This window comes from Flavobacterium aurantiibacter (assembly GCF_002251775.1).
Lineage (GTDB): Bacteria > Bacteroidota > Bacteroidia > Flavobacteriales > Flavobacteriaceae > Flavobacterium > Flavobacterium aurantiibacter.
The window spans coordinates 1-20,963 of the sequence record NZ_NOXX01000207.1; the positions used below are offsets into that span (position 1 = coordinate 1).

Here is a 20,963-nt window from a genome sequence, read left to right on the forward strand (position 1 = left end):
AGCGGCAGGTCGGGCTGTTCACTGCAATACGCGCGTTTTGGCGCTGTTTCAGCCTACGTATTTGGTTGGGCTTCCGCTGGTCGCCAACCAAATTCGGGCTTCAATCGCGCCAAAAAGCTCGTATTTTCGTTGCCATCCCTTGTGCGGGGGTGAGGGTGTCTGGTGAATCGTTTTTCCTCGAGCACTTCCGCCGCGGCCGCGAGTGCAACGAATAGCCCACAGCCAAAAACGCCGGCTTTTGTGGCAGCGAGCGGGCGACGCTAGAAGCCACGCCAAGCAACTACAAAAGCAGCGTTTTTGGCGCGTCCCGATAGCTATCGGGAGGTAGTGAAACGCGCGAAATGCCGCCCAAAAAATTACCAAAATGCAAACAGTTGTTCCTGCTTAGGCAATTATCTTTGCGGTAATGACAATTTTACCGACACAAATAAAAAATCAGCGTGTTTTTTTACCGGGATGCGATCGCGTTTCGGTTTCGATGAAGCGACNGGTAGTGAAACGCGCGAAATGCCGCCCAAAAAATTACCAAAATGCAAACAGTTGTTCCTGCTTAGGCAATTATCTTTGCGGTAATGACAATTTTACCGACACAAATAAAAAATCAGCGTGTTTTTTTACCGGGATGCGATCGCGTTTCGGTTTCGATGAAGCGACTCGATTTGTGGCATCCGGTGGTTTCTGGCAATAAGTTTTTTAAACTAAAATACAATTTAGAAGCCGCCTCAAAAATGGGTGCAAAGCGTATTGTAACCTTTGGTGGTGCGTTTTCAAACCATATTGCTGCTTGTGCGTATGCGTGTAATAATGCTGGTTTTGAGTCGGTTGGAATCATTCGTGGCGAAGAGCTCGAATTTCAAGAGCGCAACGCTACTCTACGCTTTGCCGAAAGTTGTGGCATGCAGCTGCAGTTTGTGTCGCGCGAGATTTATTCCAAAAAGCAATTGCCGTTTAAAATTGCTTCCACCGATTTTATCATTCCCGAAGGCGGTGCCAACGAATGGGGTGTGCAAGGCTGTCGGGAAATTTTATCGGAATCCGACTCGAAATTCGACTTCATTGCGGTATCGCTCGGAACCGGAATCACGGCGGCCGGTTTGTCGCATGCCTTGTTTCCACAACAACAATTACTCGTTTTTTCTGCTTTGAAAGGCGCACTAACTGACAGCGATTTTTTTACTTTTGCCGATGCAAAGCGATACCGACTTTTTGAGCAGTATCATTGCGGCGGTTACGCGAAATGTCCGCCTGAATTAGTGCACTTTATCAACGATTTTTACAAACAAAACGGTTTTTTACTTGATCCGATTTACACCGGAAAAATGATGTTCGGTTTAGGCGATTTAGTACAAAACGGATTTTTTAAAAACGGGGCAAAAATTTTAGCCATTCACACCGGCGGATTGCAAGCAATTTCTGGTATGAATGCACGTTTGAAAGCAAATGAACTCTTAGAAATACAAACTGAATTATGAAGTATTTACTGGCTTTAGTAGCTGTTTTATTTTTAGCAACCAGCTGCAAATCGAAACAAAATTTAGTGCGAACCACTAAAACGGAACCGAAGATTAAAACCGTGAAAACAAAACCGGTTGCCCAGAATTCTGCAAACCAAACGCAAACCACGAAATCAAATAACCCGAAAAAAACAGAAACCATTGTATCGACATCAAATACTGTGGTATATACCGAAGTAGTGCAGTCGTATGTGAACGATTTCAAAGACGTTGCCATGTCGAACATGCGTACTTACGGAATTCCGGCGAGTATAATCTTGGCTCAAGGAATTTTAGAGTCGGGAGCGGGTAGAGGTCGGCTGGCGGTTGAAGCCAACAATCATTTCGGAATTAAATGTCATAAAGATTGGACCGGCGAGAGTGTTCGTCACGACGACGACAGCGAACAGGAGTGCTTCAGAAAATACAACGATGCCAGCGAATCGTATCGGGATCATGCCGTTTTCCTAACAGGAAGACAACGCTATGCTTCGTTATTTCAATTAGAAAAAAACGATTACGAAGCTTGGGCACGCGGTTTAAAGAATGCAGGTTATGCCACCGATCCGAAATACCCGGAGAAGTTAATTTCGTATATAGAGCGTTACGAGTTGGCACAATACGATGCGGCTGTTTTGGGTAAAAATTACATTCCGAAGCAGGCATCTAGCGAATCGATTGCCTACAGCAACAGCAATTATTACGAAGTGCAAAAAGGCGATACGTTGTATTCGATTTCAAAGCGGTTCGGACTAAGTGTTGAAGAATTAAAATCAAAAAATAATTTGGCAGACAATGCGATTGCTGTCGGACAAAAAATTAAAATCAAATAATGGAATACAAAAGGAGTAGTGCTTTATTTATTGAAGCGCAACAGTATATTCCGGGAGGTGTAAACTCTCCGGTACGAGCATTTAAAGCGGTTGGCGGACATCCGATTTTTGTTAAATCGGCAAAAGGCGCTTATCTGTATGATGAAGATGGCAACCGATTGATTGATTATATTAACTCGTGGGGACCAATGATCTTAGGACATGCCTACGAGCCCGTAGTGGAAGCTGTGATTGAAAAAGCAAAATCGGGAACTTCGTTTGGAATGCCTACGGAAATTGAAACTGAAATCGCGAAACTAGCCATTGAAATGGTTCCAGGCATCGATAAAATTCGGTTTGTAAATTCCGGAACTGAGGCTTGTATGAGTGCTATTCGTTTGGCGCGCGGTTTTACTTCGAGAAACAAGATTATAAAATTTGCGGGCTGTTATCACGGTCATTCCGATTCGTTTTTAATTCAAGCCGGCAGTGGTGCCAGTACGTTTGGTATGCCAAATAGTCCGGGTGTAACCGTTGGAACAGCACAAGATACGCTATTGGCAACATACAACAATGAAGCTAGTGTTCGCGAGTTGTTTGCGGCCAATCCGCATGAAATTGCCGCACTAATTGTGGAGCCGGTAGCGGGTAATATGGGTTGCATTCCTCCTGCAGCAGGATTTTTACAGTTTTTGCGCGACATCTGCTCGGAGAATAATACGCTGTTGATTTTCGATGAGGTAATGACGGGCTTTCGATTAGCTAAAGGAGGCGTACAAGAGTTATATGGTATAACAGCCGATATTTGTTGTTTTGGAAAAGTAATTGGCGGCGGTTTGCCCGTAGGTGCATTTGCAGCTCGTCGGGAAATCATGGATTTTTTAGCGCCAGTTGGACCTGTGTATCAAGCCGGAACATTGTCTGGAAATCCGTTGGCTATGATTGCCGGACTAACGATGCTACGTGCAATTAATTCCGATGCCGAGCTGTTTAAAAGGCTCGAGGAGAAATGTGCGTATTTAGAAAACGGTTTGCGTGTGGCATTTTCAGAAACTGCGATTCCGTTTACGATAAATCGGGTTGGATCGATGATTTCAATTCACTTCGCCAAGGAAAGTGTTGTTGATTTTGCCACTGCAAAGCTCGGCGACAACGAGTGGTTCAAAAAGTTCTTTCACGGCATGCTTCAGGAAGGCGTTTACATTGCACCTTCGGCTTACGAAAGTTGGTTTTTAACCGATGCTTTAACTTACGAAGATTTAGATTTTACGATTAGAGCCGCTAAGAAAGTCGCGGCAGAGATGTAACTGGAAGCTGTTTTATGGGGATATGAAACAAAAAAGGCGGTCAATCGACCGCCTTTTTCTTAATGGGTTATATTGTGAAAAACTTCTTTGTTTGCTTTCAATTTTTCAAATTGATCTGCAGGAATTGATGCCTCTATTTTTCTAGCAATAGTTTGATAAATTATTTCTTTGCGTTCTTCGCTACCACCTGTTGCTTCATTTAGAAGACGGTATTTTGTGGTAAATAACTCTTTAAACGATTCTCTCTGTTGTTCAGTTAGCGTGAGAACCGTACTTAATTCCTCTAAGTTGCTTTCCACTTTTTTCACGTCGATTCCGGCACTTTTAGTTGTTTGCGGAGAGGTGAGAGTAGCTTGAGTGGTTTTTTGAGCAAAACTAACCAAGGAAAAAAACAATATTCCAACTACTAGAAAATTTTTCATAACTTTTAAATTTATTGTAAAGTCAAATCTAAAGAAAATTTTTCAAATACAATTAATCTTGTGGTTCATTTAGTGTAGGTTCTAAATTTTTGCCTCTACGTCGATCTGCTAGTTTTTTTTCGATTTTATCCGCTCTTTTGTCGCGCGATGCTTCCCACTTGGCGAATTGCTCTGCCTTGAGTATTTTTTTCATTTGGTCGCGCAACGCAATTTTTTCGTCAAGGATTTTGTTCTTCATGTCGAAACGATCTTGCTCGGTTGGCTTTACACCAGATTTTCTCTTGGCAATCAGTTCTTCGCGAGCCGCTTCTCTTTTCTTTTCTGCTTCTAAAAATACTTGCTTGATCTCCTTTTGCTGCGCAGCGGTTAATTCGAGCTGCAATGTTAATTCCTTAACACGTAATTCGGTGCGTTGCTCGGGCGTTAGCGGCGCTTTGCGGGTTTTAACTTCTTTCTCTTGAGCGAAGCCTACGAAACGCGTAAGTACAATCGCAATCATCAATAGTTTCTTCATATGCTTATTAATTAAATATATGTCTATGACAATTTAATTTTCAAAAGGTTTAATGTTCGGCTTTTAATTCAAAGAATTTCTCTTCTCCTTCACTAACTACGCCAATTAAGCCTAACTTCGTTAAATTCTTAGTGTACTGATCCCATTTTTTGCCAGACAATTGCGCTTTTCCTTTCAATTCAGAAATAAGTAACTTGCCTTCCGCTTGTTGCAGCAAGTCCAAAAGATGCTGCTCTTCAGCGTGCAATTCAACAGTTTTTTTCTGCTTTTCCGGTCGCATCTGTGGAAAGAAAAGCACTTCCTGAATCGAAGTATTGTCGGTTAAGAACATGATTAGTCGATCCATGCCTATTCCCAAACCTGAAGTAGGTGGCATGCCGTATTCCAAAGCTCGTAGAAAATCTTCGTCGATAAATTGTGTTGCTTCCACATCTCCTTTTTCAGCCAAACGCAATTGCTCTTCAAAGCGCTCACGCTGATCAATCGGGTCGTTTAACTCCGAATAGGCATTGGCAATTTCTTTTCCACAAACCATCAACTCAAAACGCTCCGTCAACTCCGGATTTTCGCGGTGTTTCTTGCACAGCGGCGACATTTCTATCGGATAATCCGTAATAAATGTAGGTTGAATAAAATTCCCTTCGCAAAACGCGCCAAAAATTTCGTCAATCAGTTTTCCTTTCCCCATGGTGCCATCCACTTCAATACCCATATTTTTGGCAGCCTCGTATAATTCTTGCTCCGATTTTCCAGAAATATCAAATTGAGTAAATTTCAAAATGGCATCGCGCATGCTAATTCGCGGGTACGGCGCCTTAAAATCGACATCCGTACCGTTGAAAGTCGTTTTTGTAGTTCCGTTTACCGCAATCGCACAATGTTCGAGTAATTTTTCGGTAAACGACATCATCCAGTTGTAGTCTTTGTAGGCTACGTAAATTTCCATAGCGGTAAACTCCGGATTGTGTGTACGATCCATTCCTTCGTTACGGAAATTCTTCGAAAATTCGTAAACTCCTTCAAAACCGCCTACAATGAGTCGCTTTAAGTACAACTCGTTTGCAATACGCATATACAGCGGAACATCAAGTGCATTGTGGTGCGTAATAAACGGTCTTGCGGCAGCGCCACCTGGGATAGGTTGTAAAATAGGAGTTTCTACTTCCAAATATCCTTTTTCGTTAAAGAAACTGCGCATTGCATTAAAAAGTTTTGTGCGCTTTATGAAGGTTTCTTTAACGTGATCGTTTACGGTTAAATCAACATATCTTCTGCGGTAACGCAATTCGGCATCGCTAAAGGCATCGTGTACTTTTCCATCGGCGTCGGTTTTAACTACGGGCAACGGGCGAAGTGCTTTTGAAAGAACGGTCAGCTCAGTAGCATGTACCGAAATCTCACCTACCTGCGTTTTAAAAACAGTTCCTTTTATTCCAATGAAATCTCCTAAATCCAGTAAGCGTTTAAAGACTACGTTATAGGCAGTAGCGGCTTCATCGGTCGAAATATCATCTCGAGAAATGTATACTTGAATACGTCCTGTCGCATCTTTAAGTTCTGCAAACGATGCCTTCCCCATGATGCGTTTACCCATCAAACGACCGGCAATGGTTACTTCTTTCCCCGCCAGGGCGTCGTAGTTATTGAGAATTTCTTCCGCGTAAGCGTTGGTGTGAAAGGCCGCCGCTGGAAACGGATCGATATTTAGCTTTTTAAGTTCTTGTAGTGCTTCTCTGCGAAGTATTTCCTGTTCTGAAAGCATGGAATAAATTTTTTGCAAAGATAGCTTTTAAGCTCGCGGCTGCAAAACCCAAAGCACGGATAAATTGAGTGGTAAATTTTTTGGGGTAATTAATTTATTTTCAATTGGATTGTCTGTTTTATCAGGGCGGCTTTTCGCGCTGTTCGTTGCAATACCGCCTTGCCGTACCGGTTTGGGCTGTTTTTCGAGTCAGCTTCCTTTGGTCGCTGGTCTCAAAACGCCCGCACACGGCACGGTTGCGGCTTTATTTCCACTACCATCACGGCCGCGGCAATCGTTGCTAGGAGGCGTATTGTAAAAATTGTTAGAAAGTTATTTTTTTATTTTGGGTTTTTAAGTTTTAAAATATTTTAAATCAGTATTTTATACGAGGTAATATTGCAATATTACAAGTGTTAAAATTCAATAGAAAAGTAGTTGCTTTTTCAAAAACATCATCATCAAAAACAGAATGAATTAGGATTCGTAACTTTGCAGCATGCAAGTACTCCAAAACAAAAAAGTTCTAGTAACCGATTTAGGTTCGAAAGATTACAAGGAAACATGGGATTTACAGGAGCAGATTTTTCAGCAAATTGTATCGCAAAAATTAGCAAATCGTTCAGGAGTCTATGAGCCAACGAAAAATCAGTTGCTATTTGTGGAACATCCGCATGTCTACACCTTGGGCAAAAGTGGCGATTTTGAAAATTTACTATTGTCAGAAGAGCAGTTAACTCGAATTGGAGCTACATTTTATAAGATTAATCGGGGAGGCGATATTACCTATCACGGTCCGGGGCAGCTGGTTGGTTATCCGATTTTAGATTTGGAGAATTTCTTCACAGATATTCACAAGTACTTGCGTTTGTTGGAAGAGGCAGTAATTGCTGTTGTTGGACATTACGGTTTAAAAGGACAACGATCATCGGGTGAAACAGGCGTATGGCTCGATCCCGACACGAAATTTGCGCGGAAAATCTGTGCCATGGGAGTTCGAGCATCGCGTTGGGTTACCATGCACGGTTTTGCCTTGAACGTAAATGTCGATGTAGGTTATTTCGATCACATCATTCCTTGCGGAATTAGAGGTAAAGGTGTTACCTCTTTGCAAAACGAACTAGGAGTTACTCAAGTTCCTATAGAAGAAGTAAAAGCTTTGTTTTTGAAATTTTTCCAGCAGTATTTCGAAGCGGAAATCGTTACCAGTTAAGCGGAAGTTCTGGGTCGGGGAGTAAGCGGAACGACTTTCGATGATACTCAGTAGCTCCAAACTCTCGAATCGCTTGCCTATGCTGTAACGTAGGATATCCCATATTTTTTTGCCAGCCGTATTTTGGATATTTATCTGCAATTTGATTCATGAATTCGTCGCGATAAGTTTTTGCAAGTATGGAAGCTGCAGCAATGCTTAAAAATTTTGCATCTCCTTTTACAATCGTTTGGTAAGGAATATTTCTATACGGTTTAAAATAGTTTCCGTCAATAATAACAAAATCAGGCGCAACCTTTAGCTTATCGAGTGCATCTTGCATACATAGAATTGAAGCATTTGCGATGTTTAAAAGGTCGATTTCATAGTTGTCAATAAATGAAACTCCAAAGGAGATAGCATTGTTTTCAATTTCATTTCTTAGTACATGTCTCTTTTTGGCGGATAGTTTTTTAGAATCATTAAGTTGATTGTTAAAGTAATCTCTTGGGAGTATGACAGCAGCCGCAGTAACTGGTCCAGCTAGACAGCCTCTACCTGCTTCATCGGTACCTGCTTCAAAATCGTACTGTGAATAACGAGTTTTTAAACACATATAAGCGTTTTTTAACAAAATTCGAAAATTAAATATATAATTTTGAAAAAAAATTAATCAATGAAATATAATACAATTTTTAAGATTTTATCTTGCTTTGTTGTTTTTCACGGTTTTTCTCAAACTGCAGAGCAGAGAAAGGATATAAGTAAAAGTTATGATGTTCGTGCAGCAAAAGAACTAGCAAATGAGCTTTCGGAAAGATATTTTGCTAGAAAAGCCGAGGCAATCCGATTAGCAGAACTCAATAATTGGCCAATTACTTACGTTGCCCAAGATTCATCTTATCGAGAGTTGATGTATGTAGAAGAGGGAAGACCCATTTATTATGCAACTCACAACGCTGGTGCAGCTAGAACAATTCGGGTAAACAGAATCAATACGGGTGGAGTAGCTGGATTAGATCTAAATGGTCAGGAAATGGTCGCAGGTATCTGGGACGGCGGTCCAATTCGTACGTCGCATGTTGCGCTGGTTGATCGAGTGATTACAATGGATGGTGAAAACTTCGTGAATAGTAACGAAGGTTCTAATCATGGAACGCACGTTGCAGGAACCATGATTGCTAGCGGTGTTGGGAGTGCATCTGCAAGAGGCCTTGCATATCAGGCAACACTTTGGGCAAATACGTTTGCCAACGACGAATCAGAAGTTGTAAGCCAAGCTTCCGATGGCTTACTTGTGTCCAATCATAGCTACGGAATTCCTGTTGAGAACGTAGTAAAAAGTGTTCGCGGGAAATATATAGGTGAGTCTCGTGCATGGGACCAATTTATGTATAGTTATAAATACTATCAACCCGTAATCTCAGCAGGGAATGATAGAGGTACGCCTGATGATGATGAAGCAGGTTACGACTTGTTAGTCGGTAACAAAAACAGTAAAAATGCAGTGGTAGTTGCTGCCGTGGGTACAGTTAATAATTACAATGGGCCAGAATCGGTTGTTATGAGTACATTTAGTAGTTGGGGTCCGACAGATGATGGTAGGATAAAGCCAGATATCAGTTCCAAAGGAGTAAGTGTATTCTCGACTGGCTCAGCATCCAATAGTTCTTTTTATTCAAATCAAGGAACGTCTATGGCTGCGCCTGGTATCGCTGCAGGTTTGTTATTGCTGCAGCAGCATTACTTCAATGAAAACAATACGTTCATGAAATCGGCAACTCTGCGAGGAATCATGATAAATAGTGCAGATGAAGCAGGGGATTATCCAGGACCTGATTGTAGATTTGGTTGGGGACTGATGAATGCTGAGCGAGGTGCTGAGATAATTTCGAATGTAGAATCTTCTAGCTTAATTGAAGAGAATGTGCTACAAGAAAACGCCACTTATAGCAAAACAATATTTTCCGATGGTAATGAACCACTAAAGCTTACTTTAGCTTGGACAGATCCCGCTGGTTCAATTGCAAACTCCGTTGAAGACAGTTCAACTCCTGTTTTAGTGAACGATTTGGACGTTCGTATTACAAAGGATGATCAAACTTACTTTCCATGGGTACTCGATTTGAATTTTATTCAAGGCGAGGCACTAAAACAAGACAATGCTGTGGACAACGTTGAAACCATTGAAATTTTAGAGCCTACCGCAGGCTTCTATCAAATTACAGTTAGTCACAAGGGATCTTTGTTTTCAAACGCTCAAGAATATTCTCTGATTGTAAACGGAATCAATGTGCCGCTTTCAACTCCAGAACTTTCACAGAGTAAAGTGCAGCTGTTCCCTAATCCGGCAACGAGCGAGGTAAGCTTATATCTTGAAAATATTGATAATGCTGATTGTGACATCACAATTACAGACGCAATAGGACGAAAAGTAAATAATTTCAAGAAATTAAATCAAAGCGGAGATCTTATTCGTTTAGATGTATCGGCGCTTTCATCAGGTATTTACTTTGTTGCTACTCAATATAATGGCTTGAGTGTTGTTAAGAAGCTTGTAATAAAATAGTAATTGATAAAAATGTAGATTTCTGGCAAAATCATAGTTAAATCGTAACATTTCTAAAACCTTTTAATAATAATTATTTGTTTTATTAAGTTTAATTTAAGATTTTTGCCAATAACTAATTTTAACAAAAATAATATGAAATCGAAGTTTACTTGGTTTCTAGCGTTAATTTTAACGCTAATGCTAAATGTATCGTTCGCTCAAGAAAAGACGATTACAGGTGTCGTAAGTAACGCTGGATTGCCTTTGCCTGGAGCAAGCGTTACTGTTAAAGGTACTACTGTCGGGACTTCAACAGACTTAGACGGTAAGTATTCTCTTAAAGCTCCCGTTGGTGCAACTATTGAGTTTAGTTTTCTCTCGATGAAAACAAAGTCAATTGTTGTAGGAGCAAGCAATGTCATTAATGTTTCATTGGAAGAAGATGTAAACAAATTAACTGAGGTTGTTATTACCAACAGTTACAACGCTGGTCAAAAGAGAAGCGATGTGGTTAGTTCGGTTAGCACGGTTAGTGCTAAGCAGCTAGAAAACAATGCATTTACATCTTTTGATCAAATGCTGCAAGGTCAAGTTGCTGGTTTGACTGTTGTGTCAGGTTCTGGACAACCAGGATCAGCTGCGAAAGTTCGTATTCGTGGAAATTCATCGATTACGGGAAACAATGACCCACTCTACATCCTCGATGGTGTTCCTATTACTGCAAATGACTATGCAGCGTTAAATCCTAATGATTTTGAGAACGTTAACGTTCTTAAAGATGCTGCTGCAACGGCTATTTACGGTTCTCGTTCTTCTGCTGGTGTTATTGTAATTACCTCGAAAAAAGGTAAATATAATTCGCCTACTCAGTACACTTATCGCGGACAGTCAGGTATTACCGAGGTTAGTCGTGCACGTTTCAATATGATGAATTCAAGCCAACTTTTAAATTTTCAGCGTTTAGTCTCTAATGGTCGAGGTGCCACTGGTGGCGCAAATGGAGGTCCAATGACAGATGCTGAAATAGCAGAGGCGTCAAAAGTTAACACAAATTGGAGAGATGTTTTCTTTAGAACTGGATTTACACAGTCTCATGAATTACAAATTCGTGGAGGTTCTGAAAACACAAGATTCTTTAATTCGTTAGGTTATTTTGAGCAAGATGGTGTTGCTATTCGATCAAACTTGCAACGTTTTACGTTTAGAAGTAATCTCGATCACAAAGCGGATGAGAACACGACAATGGGGTCAACATTATCTATTGGTTTTACTAAACAAGATTTGATAGATAGTGAAAACTCAATTACATTGCAGAACCCCTATGCAGCTGCCTATTTAGGTAGTCCTTACGATAGTTTGTATGATGCCAATGGAGATTTTGCAACAGGTAATGGTTTTATTGGTGCCAATGCCTATGAAAACTTAGTTCGTAATTTACGTTACAATAATCAGCTTAAGTTAGTAGGTTCTTTGTACGCAGAGCGAAAGTTTGCAAAAAATTTCACTGCCCGTTTCGACTTGGGTATAGATTATTCATATGATCAACTGATTAGAGGATCGGATCCTAATTCGTTTTATGGTTCGACGACACAGCCGGGTAATGAGGGTTTCTATGGTGAAACCAATAGTTATATAGCACGTTTTAATAACACTTTCAAGTTGAACTACTCCAATACATTTGCAGAAAAGCACAGTGTTGATATTTCTGGTTATTTTGAATGGTTGAAGACTCACGCTCGTTCAGGTCAGTTCTTTGGATACGGAATTAATCCCAAACTTGTTGGTTATCCTGAGGGGATAACGCAAGGTTCAGCGGCTAATGGATTATTTGCCGAGGTAGGTGGTGCTGAATCCGAAAGCGGTATTCTCTCTTATTTCATGGTTGGTAAATACGGTTATGGCGAGCGATTTAACGCTGAACTTTCTTTGCGTCGCGATGCATCAAACAGATTCGCTGATGCTAACAAGTGGGCAACGTTTTATGCTGTTGGTTTAAACTATAATTTTATTAACGAGAATTTAGATGGCTCAGATAAGCTTTTTCAATCTCTTATAGTAAGAGCGAGTTATGGTAGCTCTGGGAACCAGAATGGTATAGGTAACTTTCAAGAAGAAGGTACATGGGGAACTGGTGGTTACGGAGGTAATCCGGGAATCGCCCCTCTAACATTTGGAAACCCTGCACTTAAGTGGGAATCGGGCGTAAAGCGAAATATTGGTGTGGATTATAGTTTGTTAAAGAACCGTCTATTTGGTACTGTTGAATATTATGATAACTATACTGATAATCTGTTCATTTCTCAAACTCCACCTTTCGAAAGTGGTAAGCCGCAATTTGATGAAAATGCTGGAAAAATGAGTAATAAGGGAGTTGATATTCAATTAGAGGGAATTCTTGTTAAGACTAATGATTTGAGCTTCAGCTTGTATGGTAATTTTAATTACAACAAAAATACGATAGAAGATTTAGGTCAGGTAAGTGAATTCGTTCAAGGTACTGCTATTATCCGTGAGGGTTTACCGTTCGGTTCGCACTTTGCTGTGGGTTGGGCTGGAGTTAATCCTGCCAATGGACAGCCGCTATATTACGATTTAAATGGTAACGTTACAACACAGTTTACAGAAGATAATAGTACTGCGAATTGGGGTACTTACGAACCACCTTACTCAGGAGGTTTTGGTCACAAATTGAATTATAAAGGCTTAGAGTTCTCTTCATTATTTACTTTCGCCGCAGATTATATGCGTTATAACAATCAGACCTTTTTCCAAGAGAATCCTAATTTTGCGCAATTTAATATGTCCACTCTTATGCTTACAATGTGGCAAAATCCGGGTGACATAACCGAAGTTCAAAGTTTTAGATACAACAGAGAGTTTTCATCGAAAGACATTGAAGACGCTTCCTTTTTGAGATTAAGAAATATCACTATAGCGTACAACCTGCCAGATAAGGCCATCAAGAGTTTAAAATACATTTCGTCTGTAAGAATATACGCTCAAGGTCAGAATCTTGCAACATGGACTAAATTCTCTGGATTTGATCCAGAAGATGATAACAATATTGCGGGGTACGAATATCCTACACCTCGTATCTACACTTTTGGAGTAGACGTTAAATTTTAAAAATTGTAAAAATGAAAAGTAAATATTTGTTAATTATCGCAGTTGCGGCATTATTATTAGGCTCATGCGAAAATGTATTAGACATAGGTCCTCGCGATGAAATAACCGATTCGAACGCCATTACGAATATGGAAGATCTTCGTTTTGCGGTAACTGGTGTATATGGCGCAATTGGTGGTTCTAGGCCGATTTCTTGGTCGGCTTATTTTACCGACGAATGCCGTAGGTCACCGCAAAACAGGGGACAAGGTATTCAAATCCATACATGGTCTATTAATTCGGGTACCAACGAAGTAGATGATATTTATGGGGGCTATTATGTGACGATCGTAAGAGCAAATATTGTTCTTGAAAGGTTAGACGGAGTGCCTACAGTAACTGATGCTGAAGTTGTTGAGAAGACGAAAATTGCTGCTGAGTTACGCGCGATTCGTGCTTTCTGTCACTTTGAGTTGCTTCGTTTTTTTGCTCCCAGTTATACCGACGGTAATGCTTTAGGTGTTGTTATTGCCGACCGTGAACTTTTCTTGGAAGAATTACCTAGAAATACAGTATCTGAAGTTTTTGCATTTATTAATGAGGATCTTGCTGCTGCTTACACTACTTTAAATCAAATTAGTAATAATGATGATATTACACGTATAACACCTCTAGCCGTTCAAGCTCTTCGCGCCAGAGTTGCTTTGTATGAGAAAAGATATGATGATGCAATTGTTTTAGCAGAGCAAGTAGCTGCAGCGGTTCCTTTGGCAACTACACCTGCTGCATACTTAGGTATTTGGTCTGATGCACAAGAAACAGAGGTTATTTTTGAATTGAAAAGAGTTGCCGGTGACGGTGCTGTAGGTACAATTTTTCAGGATACAAACAGAGAAGTCTATTTCAACATATCAAATAGTTTGTTTTCTATTTTTCAGGTGGGTGATTACCGCAGAAATATTGGAGCACTCCAAGAGTCCGGAAGTACGCCAGCTAATTTAAAAGTTGGTAAGTATTCAGGTTCGTCTTCTAATTATGGTTTAAATGACATCAAGATATTGCGTGCGTCGGAGATGTACTTGATATTAGCAGAGGCTTATGCTTTAAAGGCAAATCCTGATCTTGATTTAGCTGCCGAATGGTTAAACAGATTACGCAGAGCGCGAAGAACTAATCCAAATTCAACGACTGTCTTACCTGATGTCACTTTTAATTCTCAGCAAGTAGCAGTGGATTTAATTTTAACAGAAAGAAGAAGAGAGCTTTGTTTCGAAGGACACCGCTTCTTCGACCTTAAGCGCTTTGGTCTTGGTGTTGACAGGCTTCCTGCAGACGTTGTTCTAAATTCTTTCGCGGAAGATTTACAAGCGGGGGATTACCGGTTTACACTTCCAATTCCACAGGAGGCTATTTTTGTTAATCAGAGGTTGGATCAGAATCCTAATTATTAATTTTTAATAATCATATTTATGAAAAAAATATTTTCAATCTTTTTTCTTGGTCTTTTATTCGCTGGATGTACTGGGGAAGAGGCTGAGGTGTACAAAGTTTCAGATGGGACAATCGCGTATTTCACTGCGGGCACTACTGATACATATTTTGTGCAAGACACTCCAAATTCGTCTACACTTATAGAAGTTGGCGTTACTGTAGCCTCACCAGAAGAAAGAACATTTACAGTGTCTGTAGATCCAAGTTCTACCGCAACACCTGATCAATATACTATCGATCAATCTTCTTTAGTTATACCTGCCAATTCGTATGTAGGCTATTTGAAAGTTGCTGGTAACTATGCTGCTGCAAGCATCACGGGCAGTACATTAGTTTTAAAGCTAGACTCTGTTGAAGGTGCCGAAGTGCTTTCTACGGATGCAGTATTCTCGCTTGAAATTTTTCAATTTTGTCCTTTAGTAAGAGATGAGTTTCTTGGTACTTATGCAGTGACTGAGTATGATGCCGCTGGTGCAGTAATTGATACTTATACAAGTGATGTAACTGCTGGTGAAGGTCCCAATGATATTTTAATGTCGAATATTTATAACTTTAGTCCTGACTCACAAACCAAATTGACACTAAATGATGCGGACCCTTCAAACTTTGTAATTGAATTTCCGCCTTTCTTACAGAATTTCCTTTTAGACGGAGGCGCTGCTAATGGTTTTATTTATGTGGAAGGTTTTTCAGGTACTTTTTCTGCATGTCAGAAAGAGCTTGAGTTTACCTACAGATTAAGATTTGGAGCTGGCAACGGAGGTACTTCGGCTACAGCTACCTATAGAGTAGTTGCTGTGTTACAGTAATTTGTAAATAGTTTTTATTTAATAATTTTAGGGTTACAGTGAGTTTTCAGTGTAACCCTTCTATTTTATATTTATGCGATTTATACTTTATCTTTTCTATTTTTCATTTGCTGTTCATAGCGCGTACGCGCAACAACGTAATCCTGTTGATTCGTCTATAGTTAAAAAATTGGAACTAGAAGGTGATGCTGCATGTGCTATGCTAGACTGGGAAGCGGCTGTTAACTGCTATAAAAGAATTTTGGAACTACGACCAGAAGTAGCAAATTATCACTATAAGTATGGAGGAGCATTAGGTATGTTAGCAAAAAGTAGTAATAAGATTAAGGCGCTTTCAATGATCGGCGAGATAAAAAAATCGTTTGAAACGGCTTTAAAGATAAACAAAAATCATATTGAGGCTAGATATGCTCTCATTGAACTCTATCTGGAATTACCTGGTATTGTGGGAGGAAGCGAGAAAAAAGCACAGAGGTATGCAAATGAACTTTTAAGTATTTCTGCAGTAGATGGATACATTTCAAAAGGTCGCATCGCAGAGTTTTTCAAAAGATATAAACAGGCCGAGAATTTTTACCTGCAAGCCCACAAAATCGGTAATTCTAAAATAACCAAACAAAAACTGATTAACATATACAAGCTTACAAAGCAATTTGATAAATTGCAGAGTCTAGGTTAATACCAAATAAATGAATATCCATTTTATCGCAATAGGAGGCAGTGCCATGCATAACCTCGCACTAGCTCTGCATGCAAAAGGGGAAACTATAACAGGTAGCGACGATGCTATCTTCGAACCATCGTTGACCCGTCTCAAAAATGCGGGTTTACTTCCCAATATTCTCGGTTGGCACCCTGAGAAAATTTCAACTTCTCTAGACGCTGTAGTGCTCGGAATGCATGCAAAAGAAGATAATCCAGAGCTTTTACGAGCCAAAGAACTAGGCATAAAAATTTACTCCTATCCCGAGTTTTTATACGAACAAGGAAAAGATAAAACACGTGTAGTCATTGGTGGTTCCCATGGAAAAACATCAATCACCTCAATGGTATTACATGTTCTCAATTACTGCGATAAACCAACCGATTATATGGTGGGTGCACAACTGGAAGGGTTCGATCGTATGGTTTCAATAGAATCTGAAAACGAATTTTTCTTAATCGAAGGCGATGAGTACCTTTCCTCACCCATTGATCGGCGACCAAAATTTCACCTATACAATCCAAATATTGCCGTAATCAGCGGAATTGCTTGGGATCACATCAATGTATTTCCTACTTTCGATTCCTATATAGAACAATTCAGAATCTTTATTTCGAAAATTACTCCAGGCGGGATTTTAATTTATAACGAACAAGACGAAGTCGTAAAAACCATCGTTGAGGAAAGCACAAATCCAATTCGTATGATTCCCTACAAAGTTCCAAATTATAACATCAAAAACGGCATTACATACCTAAATACTGCGCATGGCGACTTACCCCTAGCGGTTTTTGGCGAACATAACCTCAGTAATTTGGCCGCAGCAAAGTGGGTTTGCCAATGTATGGGCGTAGATGAAGCTGATTTCTATGAAGCCATCGTTTCATTTAAAGGAGCATCAAAACGACTAGAACTCGTTGCCCGAAACCAAACAAGTACTATTTTCAAAGATTTTGCACATGCGCCCAGTAAAGTAAAAGCAACAACTGCCGCAGTAAAAAAGCAGTTTCAAGGCGTAAATTTTATTGCGTGTCTCGAATTACATACATATAGCAGCTTGAACCCAGAGTTTCTTGTACAGTATAAGGCTGCGCTTGAACTTGCAGATACAGCTGTGGTATTTTACGACTTGGAAGCGCTAAAAATTAAAGGGATGACAAAAGTTAGTCCTGAAGACATTAAGAAGGCATTCGATCGAACCGATTTAATTGTTTTTACCTCCGCAGAGGATTTCCGAAATTATGTTTCCGAACTTCCACTAGAATCAAGAAATTCGGTTCTACTTTTAATGAGTTCCGGGAATTATGGGGCTATTGATTTTGGAAAATTAAAATCAAGATTAGCATAAAAACCGTACTTTTAGGCTTATTTAAAAGCCATACAGATGTACGATTTAATAAACGAAGGGCCAATTAATACTTGGCACGAATCCGAACAGCCCCGTGAAAAACTAAGCACAAAAGGTGTAAACGCACTATCCGATTCTGAATTACTAGCCATTATCCTTGGAAGTGGCTTTAAAAGTAAATCGGTCGTAGCCGTAGCTCGACACATGCTTAATGTTCATCACAACAAATTACATGTCCTCGCAAATCAGTCGCTAACAGATCTAAAAAAGTTTAAAGGAATTGGTACCGCTAAAGCCGTTGCCATCTTAGCCGCTTTCGAACTCGGACGCCGCCGAGAACTCGAAGCCGCACAAGAACAAAAAACATTTAAATCAAGCAACGAGATGTATCAGTACCTAAAACCACTTATTGGTTATCTCGAGCACGAAGAATTCTGGGTCGTTTATCTAAACAACGCAAATAAAATTCTCAGTTCTGTAAAAATAAGCAGTGGTGGGCTTACTTGTACGGTTGTCGACATTCGTGTCATCTTCAAGCAAGCATTGCAACTCTCAGCGGTTGCTATAATACTGGCACACAACCATCCATCAGGAAACGTTAGCCCAAGCAAACAAGATTTTGAAATCACTCAAAAAATCGCAATCGCCGGGAAGCAACTGGATATCGCCGTACTCGACCACATCATTGTTTCTTCAAATAATTATTATAGCTTTAAACGGGAAGAAGAAATGCCCGAAATCTAAATGAAAACCAAGCAAATCCAGCATATTTTCTTTGATCTCGATCATACTTTGTACGACTTCGAAACCAATTCAGCAAAAGCACTTGAACGAGCATTCGATGAATTGAATATGATACAGCGTGGCATTTCGGTATCCGAGTTTTTACCTATTTATGTTCCCATTAATAAGGCTTTGTGGGATCTTTACCGCGATAATCTCATCTCACAACACGAATTGCGCTACCGCCGATTTAAAGATAGTTTTGATCGGTTGAATTTCAATGTCGCAGATACTGAAGTAGCACAGCTATCAGAAATTTACATCAACGAATTACCAAATTTCGCGTCTTTGTTTCCATATGCCACCGATGTACTTCAGAAACTACAAAGTACTTTTCAGTTGCACATCATCACCAATGGTTTCGAATCGGTACAGCTCAAAAAAATGCAGCAGGCGAATATTCAGAGATTTTTCACTACGATAACGCATAGCGAATCAGTCGGATTCAAAAAACCCGACAAACGTATTTACCAGCACGCACTAAATAGCGCTAAAGCACAAGCAAACGAATCTATTATGATTGGCGACTGTGAAATCGCCGATTACACCGGAGCACTAAATGCCGGGCTGCACGCGCTACTTTTCGACCCTGAAAACTTGTCTAACATCAATAAAAAAATATCATGCTTATCTCAAATACCAGAAATGCTAGAAAAATTCTAGCCCTATTCCTTCTAATTTTCGTTTGTTCCACCTCTGTCGCGCAGAAAAACACCTTTATAGTACCTACGCAATTCGAATGGCAAACCAAAGAAAATCAGTACCGTATCAGTACTGTGCTTAAAACAAAACTAGTTGAATACGGCTACGCTGCTTATTATAGTAGCGATATACTTCCAGACGAAGTATCTCTTAATGCTTGTTATAATTTTACCTTAAAGGTGGTGCGTATAAAAAGCGCTTTTATTTCTAAACTCAGGATAGACGTGTTAGATTGCCAAAATCAAGTGGTCCTTCAAAGTGAAGTGGGAAGTAGCAAAGATAAAGATTACGAACAAGCTTATCGTGAAGCACTAGAAGAAGCGATACTCAATATATTGCCGAAACTGAAGTCATTAGCGCGTAAAAATCAAATACAAGGCTCAAGTACATCGACAGAAAGTCCTGATACTATCGCGGATAATGAAGAAACAGACAAAGGCGAATCTAAAAGCGATATAACAGTTACCAAAAATTCGCGTGGCTATACTTTAGTCACAGCAAATAATATAGTGATACAGCTGCAAATTACATCACAACAAAATGTGTTTTTAGCTTTTCTCGATACCAAACCTGCAATTGGTTTTTACAATGCTGGAAAGCTATTGTTGGAATACTATGAAACAAATAGAAAGGTAACCCTGAATTACGATGTAAAACTCCCGCAGTAAAATCGTTAATAGCCGTATTTATCGCCCCAACGCTTTTTCAAAAACGCACGATCTGTCGTTTCCCGAGAATTAGTACCCGGCTCGTAAAACTTCGTGCCCGATAGCTCCTCCGGTAAATATTCCTGAAAAGCAAAGTTTCCTTCGAACGAATGTGCGTATTGGTACTCTTCTCCGTAGCCCAATTCTTTCATCAATTTCGTGGGCGCATTGCGCAAATGCAGCGGAACTGCATACGGCGGAAGCTTCTCAATCAGTGCCAAAGCCTCATTAATAGCAACGTAAGTGCTGTTCGACTTCGGACTGCTAGCCAAATAAACCGCACATTGGGCTAAAATAATCCGACTCTCCGGATTGCCAATTGCCGAAACCGCCTGAAAAGTACTGTTCGCTAAAACCAAAGCCGTTGGGTTGGCATTCCCAATGTCTTCCGAGGCTAAAATCACCAATCGTCGAGCAATAAATTTCACATCTTCACCGCCGCTCAACATGCGTCCCAACCAATAAATTGCCGCATTCGGATCACTGCCGCGAATCGATTTAATAAAAGCCGAAACTACATCGTAATGCATCTCACCACTTTTATCATACCGCGACATTTGCTGCTGCGCCACCGCTAAAACCTGAGCATCATTAATAATCGCAGGCTCCGAAGTTTGCGACAACACAACCAGTTCCAACAAATTCAATAATTTTCGTGCATCTCCGCCCGAATAACGCATCAAAGCCGTTGTTTCCTCAATCTTTACTTGCCGCGTTTTCAATAACACATCTTCCGCCAATGCCCGTCGAATCAAAGTTTCCATTTCCGGAACGCCAAAAGACTCCAAAACATACAACTGGCAACGCGACAAAAGGGCAGGAATAACCTCAAAACTCGGATTTTCTGTCGTAGCGCCAATTAAGGTCAACCAACCTTTTTCAACCGCTTCCAACAACGAATCTTGTTGCGATTTGCTAAACCGATGAATTTCGTCTATAAACAAAAGTGGTTTTTGCGGATCAAAAATTCCACCACCGCGTTTCGCCCGATCAATAACCTCACGAACGTCTTTCACACCTGCGTTTACAGCACTTAACGAATAAAACGGTCGCGTCGTTTCCGCCGCCAAAAGTTGCGCTAAAGTTGTTTTTCCCGAACCCGGAGGTCCCCAAAACAACAAACTCGGAACCACACCCGTTTCAATAAACTTAGTCAAAATCCCACTTGCACCAACCAAATGGGGCTGGCTAATATAGTCCCGCAAATGCTTCGGCCGCAAACGTTCAGCTAAAGGTATATCCATACCGTAAAAGTAATTCTATTTCATAAATCTTAATACTCC

The 20,963-nt window shown here is 40.3% G+C and carries 19 protein-coding genes; 14 read left to right on the forward strand and 5 right to left on the reverse strand.

The window, feature by feature from the left end:
- The 4 genes from CHX27_RS15725 to hemL all read left to right on the forward strand — a co-directional run.
- Positions 1-215, forward strand: a 215-nt coding sequence (locus CHX27_RS15725; protein ID WP_207758958.1) for a hypothetical protein, incomplete at its 5' end; no start/stop codon positions are given.
- A gap of 357 nt (positions 216-572) precedes the next feature.
- Complete coding sequence (locus CHX27_RS10595; RefSeq protein ID WP_094486755.1) at positions 573-1,472, forward strand: 1-aminocyclopropane-1-carboxylate deaminase/D-cysteine desulfhydrase; 900 nt, start codon at positions 573-575, stop codon at positions 1,470-1,472.
- Entirely contained in the window at positions 1,469-2,326 is an 858-nt protein-coding gene (locus CHX27_RS10600; RefSeq protein ID WP_094486756.1) for a glucosaminidase domain-containing protein, read from the forward strand. Before CHX27_RS10595 ends, CHX27_RS10600 begins: the two co-directional genes overlap by 4 nt.
- Complete coding sequence (gene hemL / locus CHX27_RS10605) at positions 2,326-3,612, forward strand: glutamate-1-semialdehyde 2,1-aminomutase (protein ID WP_094486757.1); 1,287 nt, start codon at positions 2,326-2,328, stop codon at positions 3,610-3,612. Before CHX27_RS10600 ends, hemL begins: the two co-directional genes overlap by 1 nt.
- Positions 3,613-3,671: 59 nt before the next feature.
- Here the strand turns inward: hemL and CHX27_RS10610 are convergent, their stop codons facing one another.
- The 3 genes from CHX27_RS10610 to lysS are packed head-to-tail and all read right to left on the reverse strand — an operon-like array spanning position 3,672 to position 6,310.
- Positions 3,672-4,034 (reverse strand): hypothetical protein, encoded by a 363-nt coding sequence (locus CHX27_RS10610; protein WP_094486758.1) that lies wholly within the window; start codon positions 4,032-4,034, stop codon positions 3,672-3,674.
- Positions 4,035-4,086: 52 nt separating this feature from the next.
- Positions 4,087-4,548, reverse strand: coding sequence for a hypothetical protein (locus CHX27_RS10615; protein WP_133063457.1), 462 nt, complete (start codon positions 4,546-4,548; stop codon positions 4,087-4,089).
- Positions 4,549-4,597: 49 nt separating this feature from the next.
- On the reverse strand, positions 4,598-6,310 hold the full coding sequence (gene lysS, locus CHX27_RS10620; RefSeq protein ID WP_094486760.1) for a lysine--tRNA ligase: 1,713 nt from the start codon (positions 6,308-6,310) through the stop codon (positions 4,598-4,600).
- A gap of 478 nt (positions 6,311-6,788) precedes the next feature.
- On the opposite strand from lysS, the gene lipB reads away from it, so the two are divergent.
- Complete coding sequence (lipB, locus tag CHX27_RS10625) at positions 6,789-7,502, forward strand: lipoyl(octanoyl) transferase LipB (RefSeq protein ID WP_094486761.1); 714 nt, start codon at positions 6,789-6,791, stop codon at positions 7,500-7,502.
- On the opposite strand, the gene CHX27_RS10630 is transcribed toward lipB, so the two are convergent.
- Positions 7,492-8,097 (reverse strand): ribonuclease HII, encoded by a 606-nt coding sequence (locus CHX27_RS10630; protein WP_094486762.1) that lies wholly within the window; start codon positions 8,095-8,097, stop codon positions 7,492-7,494. The two genes, lipB and CHX27_RS10630, sit on opposite strands and share 11 nt — an antisense overlap.
- A 60-nt stretch (positions 8,098-8,157) precedes the next feature.
- Between CHX27_RS10630 and CHX27_RS10635 the strand changes: the two genes are divergently transcribed.
- The 9 genes from CHX27_RS10635 (at position 8,158) to CHX27_RS15350 (ending at position 19,641) form a co-directional block, all read left to right on the forward strand.
- A complete protein-coding gene (locus CHX27_RS10635; protein WP_094486763.1) occupies positions 8,158-10,050 on the forward strand; it encodes a S8 family serine peptidase in 1,893 nt (630 codons plus the stop codon).
- A gap of 135 nt (positions 10,051-10,185) precedes the next feature.
- Entirely contained in the window at positions 10,186-13,158 is a 2,973-nt protein-coding gene (locus CHX27_RS10640) for a SusC/RagA family TonB-linked outer membrane protein (RefSeq protein WP_094486764.1), read from the forward strand.
- A gap of 11 nt (positions 13,159-13,169) precedes the next feature.
- Positions 13,170-14,588: a RagB/SusD family nutrient uptake outer membrane protein gene (locus CHX27_RS10645; protein ID WP_094486765.1), complete on the forward strand. Its 1,419-nt coding sequence runs from the start codon at positions 13,170-13,172 to the stop codon at positions 14,586-14,588.
- A gap of 18 nt (positions 14,589-14,606) precedes the next feature.
- On the forward strand, positions 14,607-15,437 hold the full coding sequence (locus CHX27_RS10650) for a hypothetical protein (RefSeq protein WP_094486766.1): 831 nt from the start codon (positions 14,607-14,609) through the stop codon (positions 15,435-15,437).
- A gap of 169 nt (positions 15,438-15,606) precedes the next feature.
- Complete coding sequence (locus CHX27_RS10655) at positions 15,607-16,116, forward strand: tetratricopeptide repeat protein (RefSeq protein WP_133063458.1); 510 nt, start codon at positions 15,607-15,609, stop codon at positions 16,114-16,116.
- Between the two features lie 10 nt (positions 16,117-16,126).
- Positions 16,127-17,488, forward strand: a complete 1,362-nt coding sequence (locus tag CHX27_RS10660) for a UDP-N-acetylmuramate--L-alanine ligase (RefSeq protein ID WP_094486768.1) — start codon at positions 16,127-16,129, stop codon at positions 17,486-17,488.
- Between the two features lie 36 nt (positions 17,489-17,524).
- Positions 17,525-18,232, forward strand: a complete 708-nt coding sequence (gene radC, locus CHX27_RS10665; protein ID WP_094486769.1) for a RadC family protein — start codon at positions 17,525-17,527, stop codon at positions 18,230-18,232.
- Positions 18,233-18,934 (forward strand): YjjG family noncanonical pyrimidine nucleotidase, encoded by a 702-nt coding sequence (locus tag CHX27_RS10670; RefSeq protein ID WP_094486770.1) that lies wholly within the window; start codon positions 18,233-18,235, stop codon positions 18,932-18,934.
- Positions 18,895-19,641 carry a hypothetical protein gene (locus CHX27_RS15350; protein ID WP_133063459.1) on the forward strand — a complete coding sequence of 249 codons (747 nt, stop codon included), beginning with the start codon at positions 18,895-18,897 and terminating at the stop codon, positions 19,639-19,641. The genes CHX27_RS10670 and CHX27_RS15350 overlap by 40 nt, the downstream gene beginning before the upstream one ends.
- A 5-nt stretch (positions 19,642-19,646) precedes the next feature.
- On the opposite strand, the gene CHX27_RS10680 is transcribed toward CHX27_RS15350, so the two are convergent.
- On the reverse strand, positions 19,647-20,924 hold the full coding sequence (locus tag CHX27_RS10680) for a replication-associated recombination protein A (protein ID WP_094486772.1): 1,278 nt from the start codon (positions 20,922-20,924) through the stop codon (positions 19,647-19,649).
- Between the last annotated feature and the right edge of the window lie 39 nt (positions 20,925-20,963).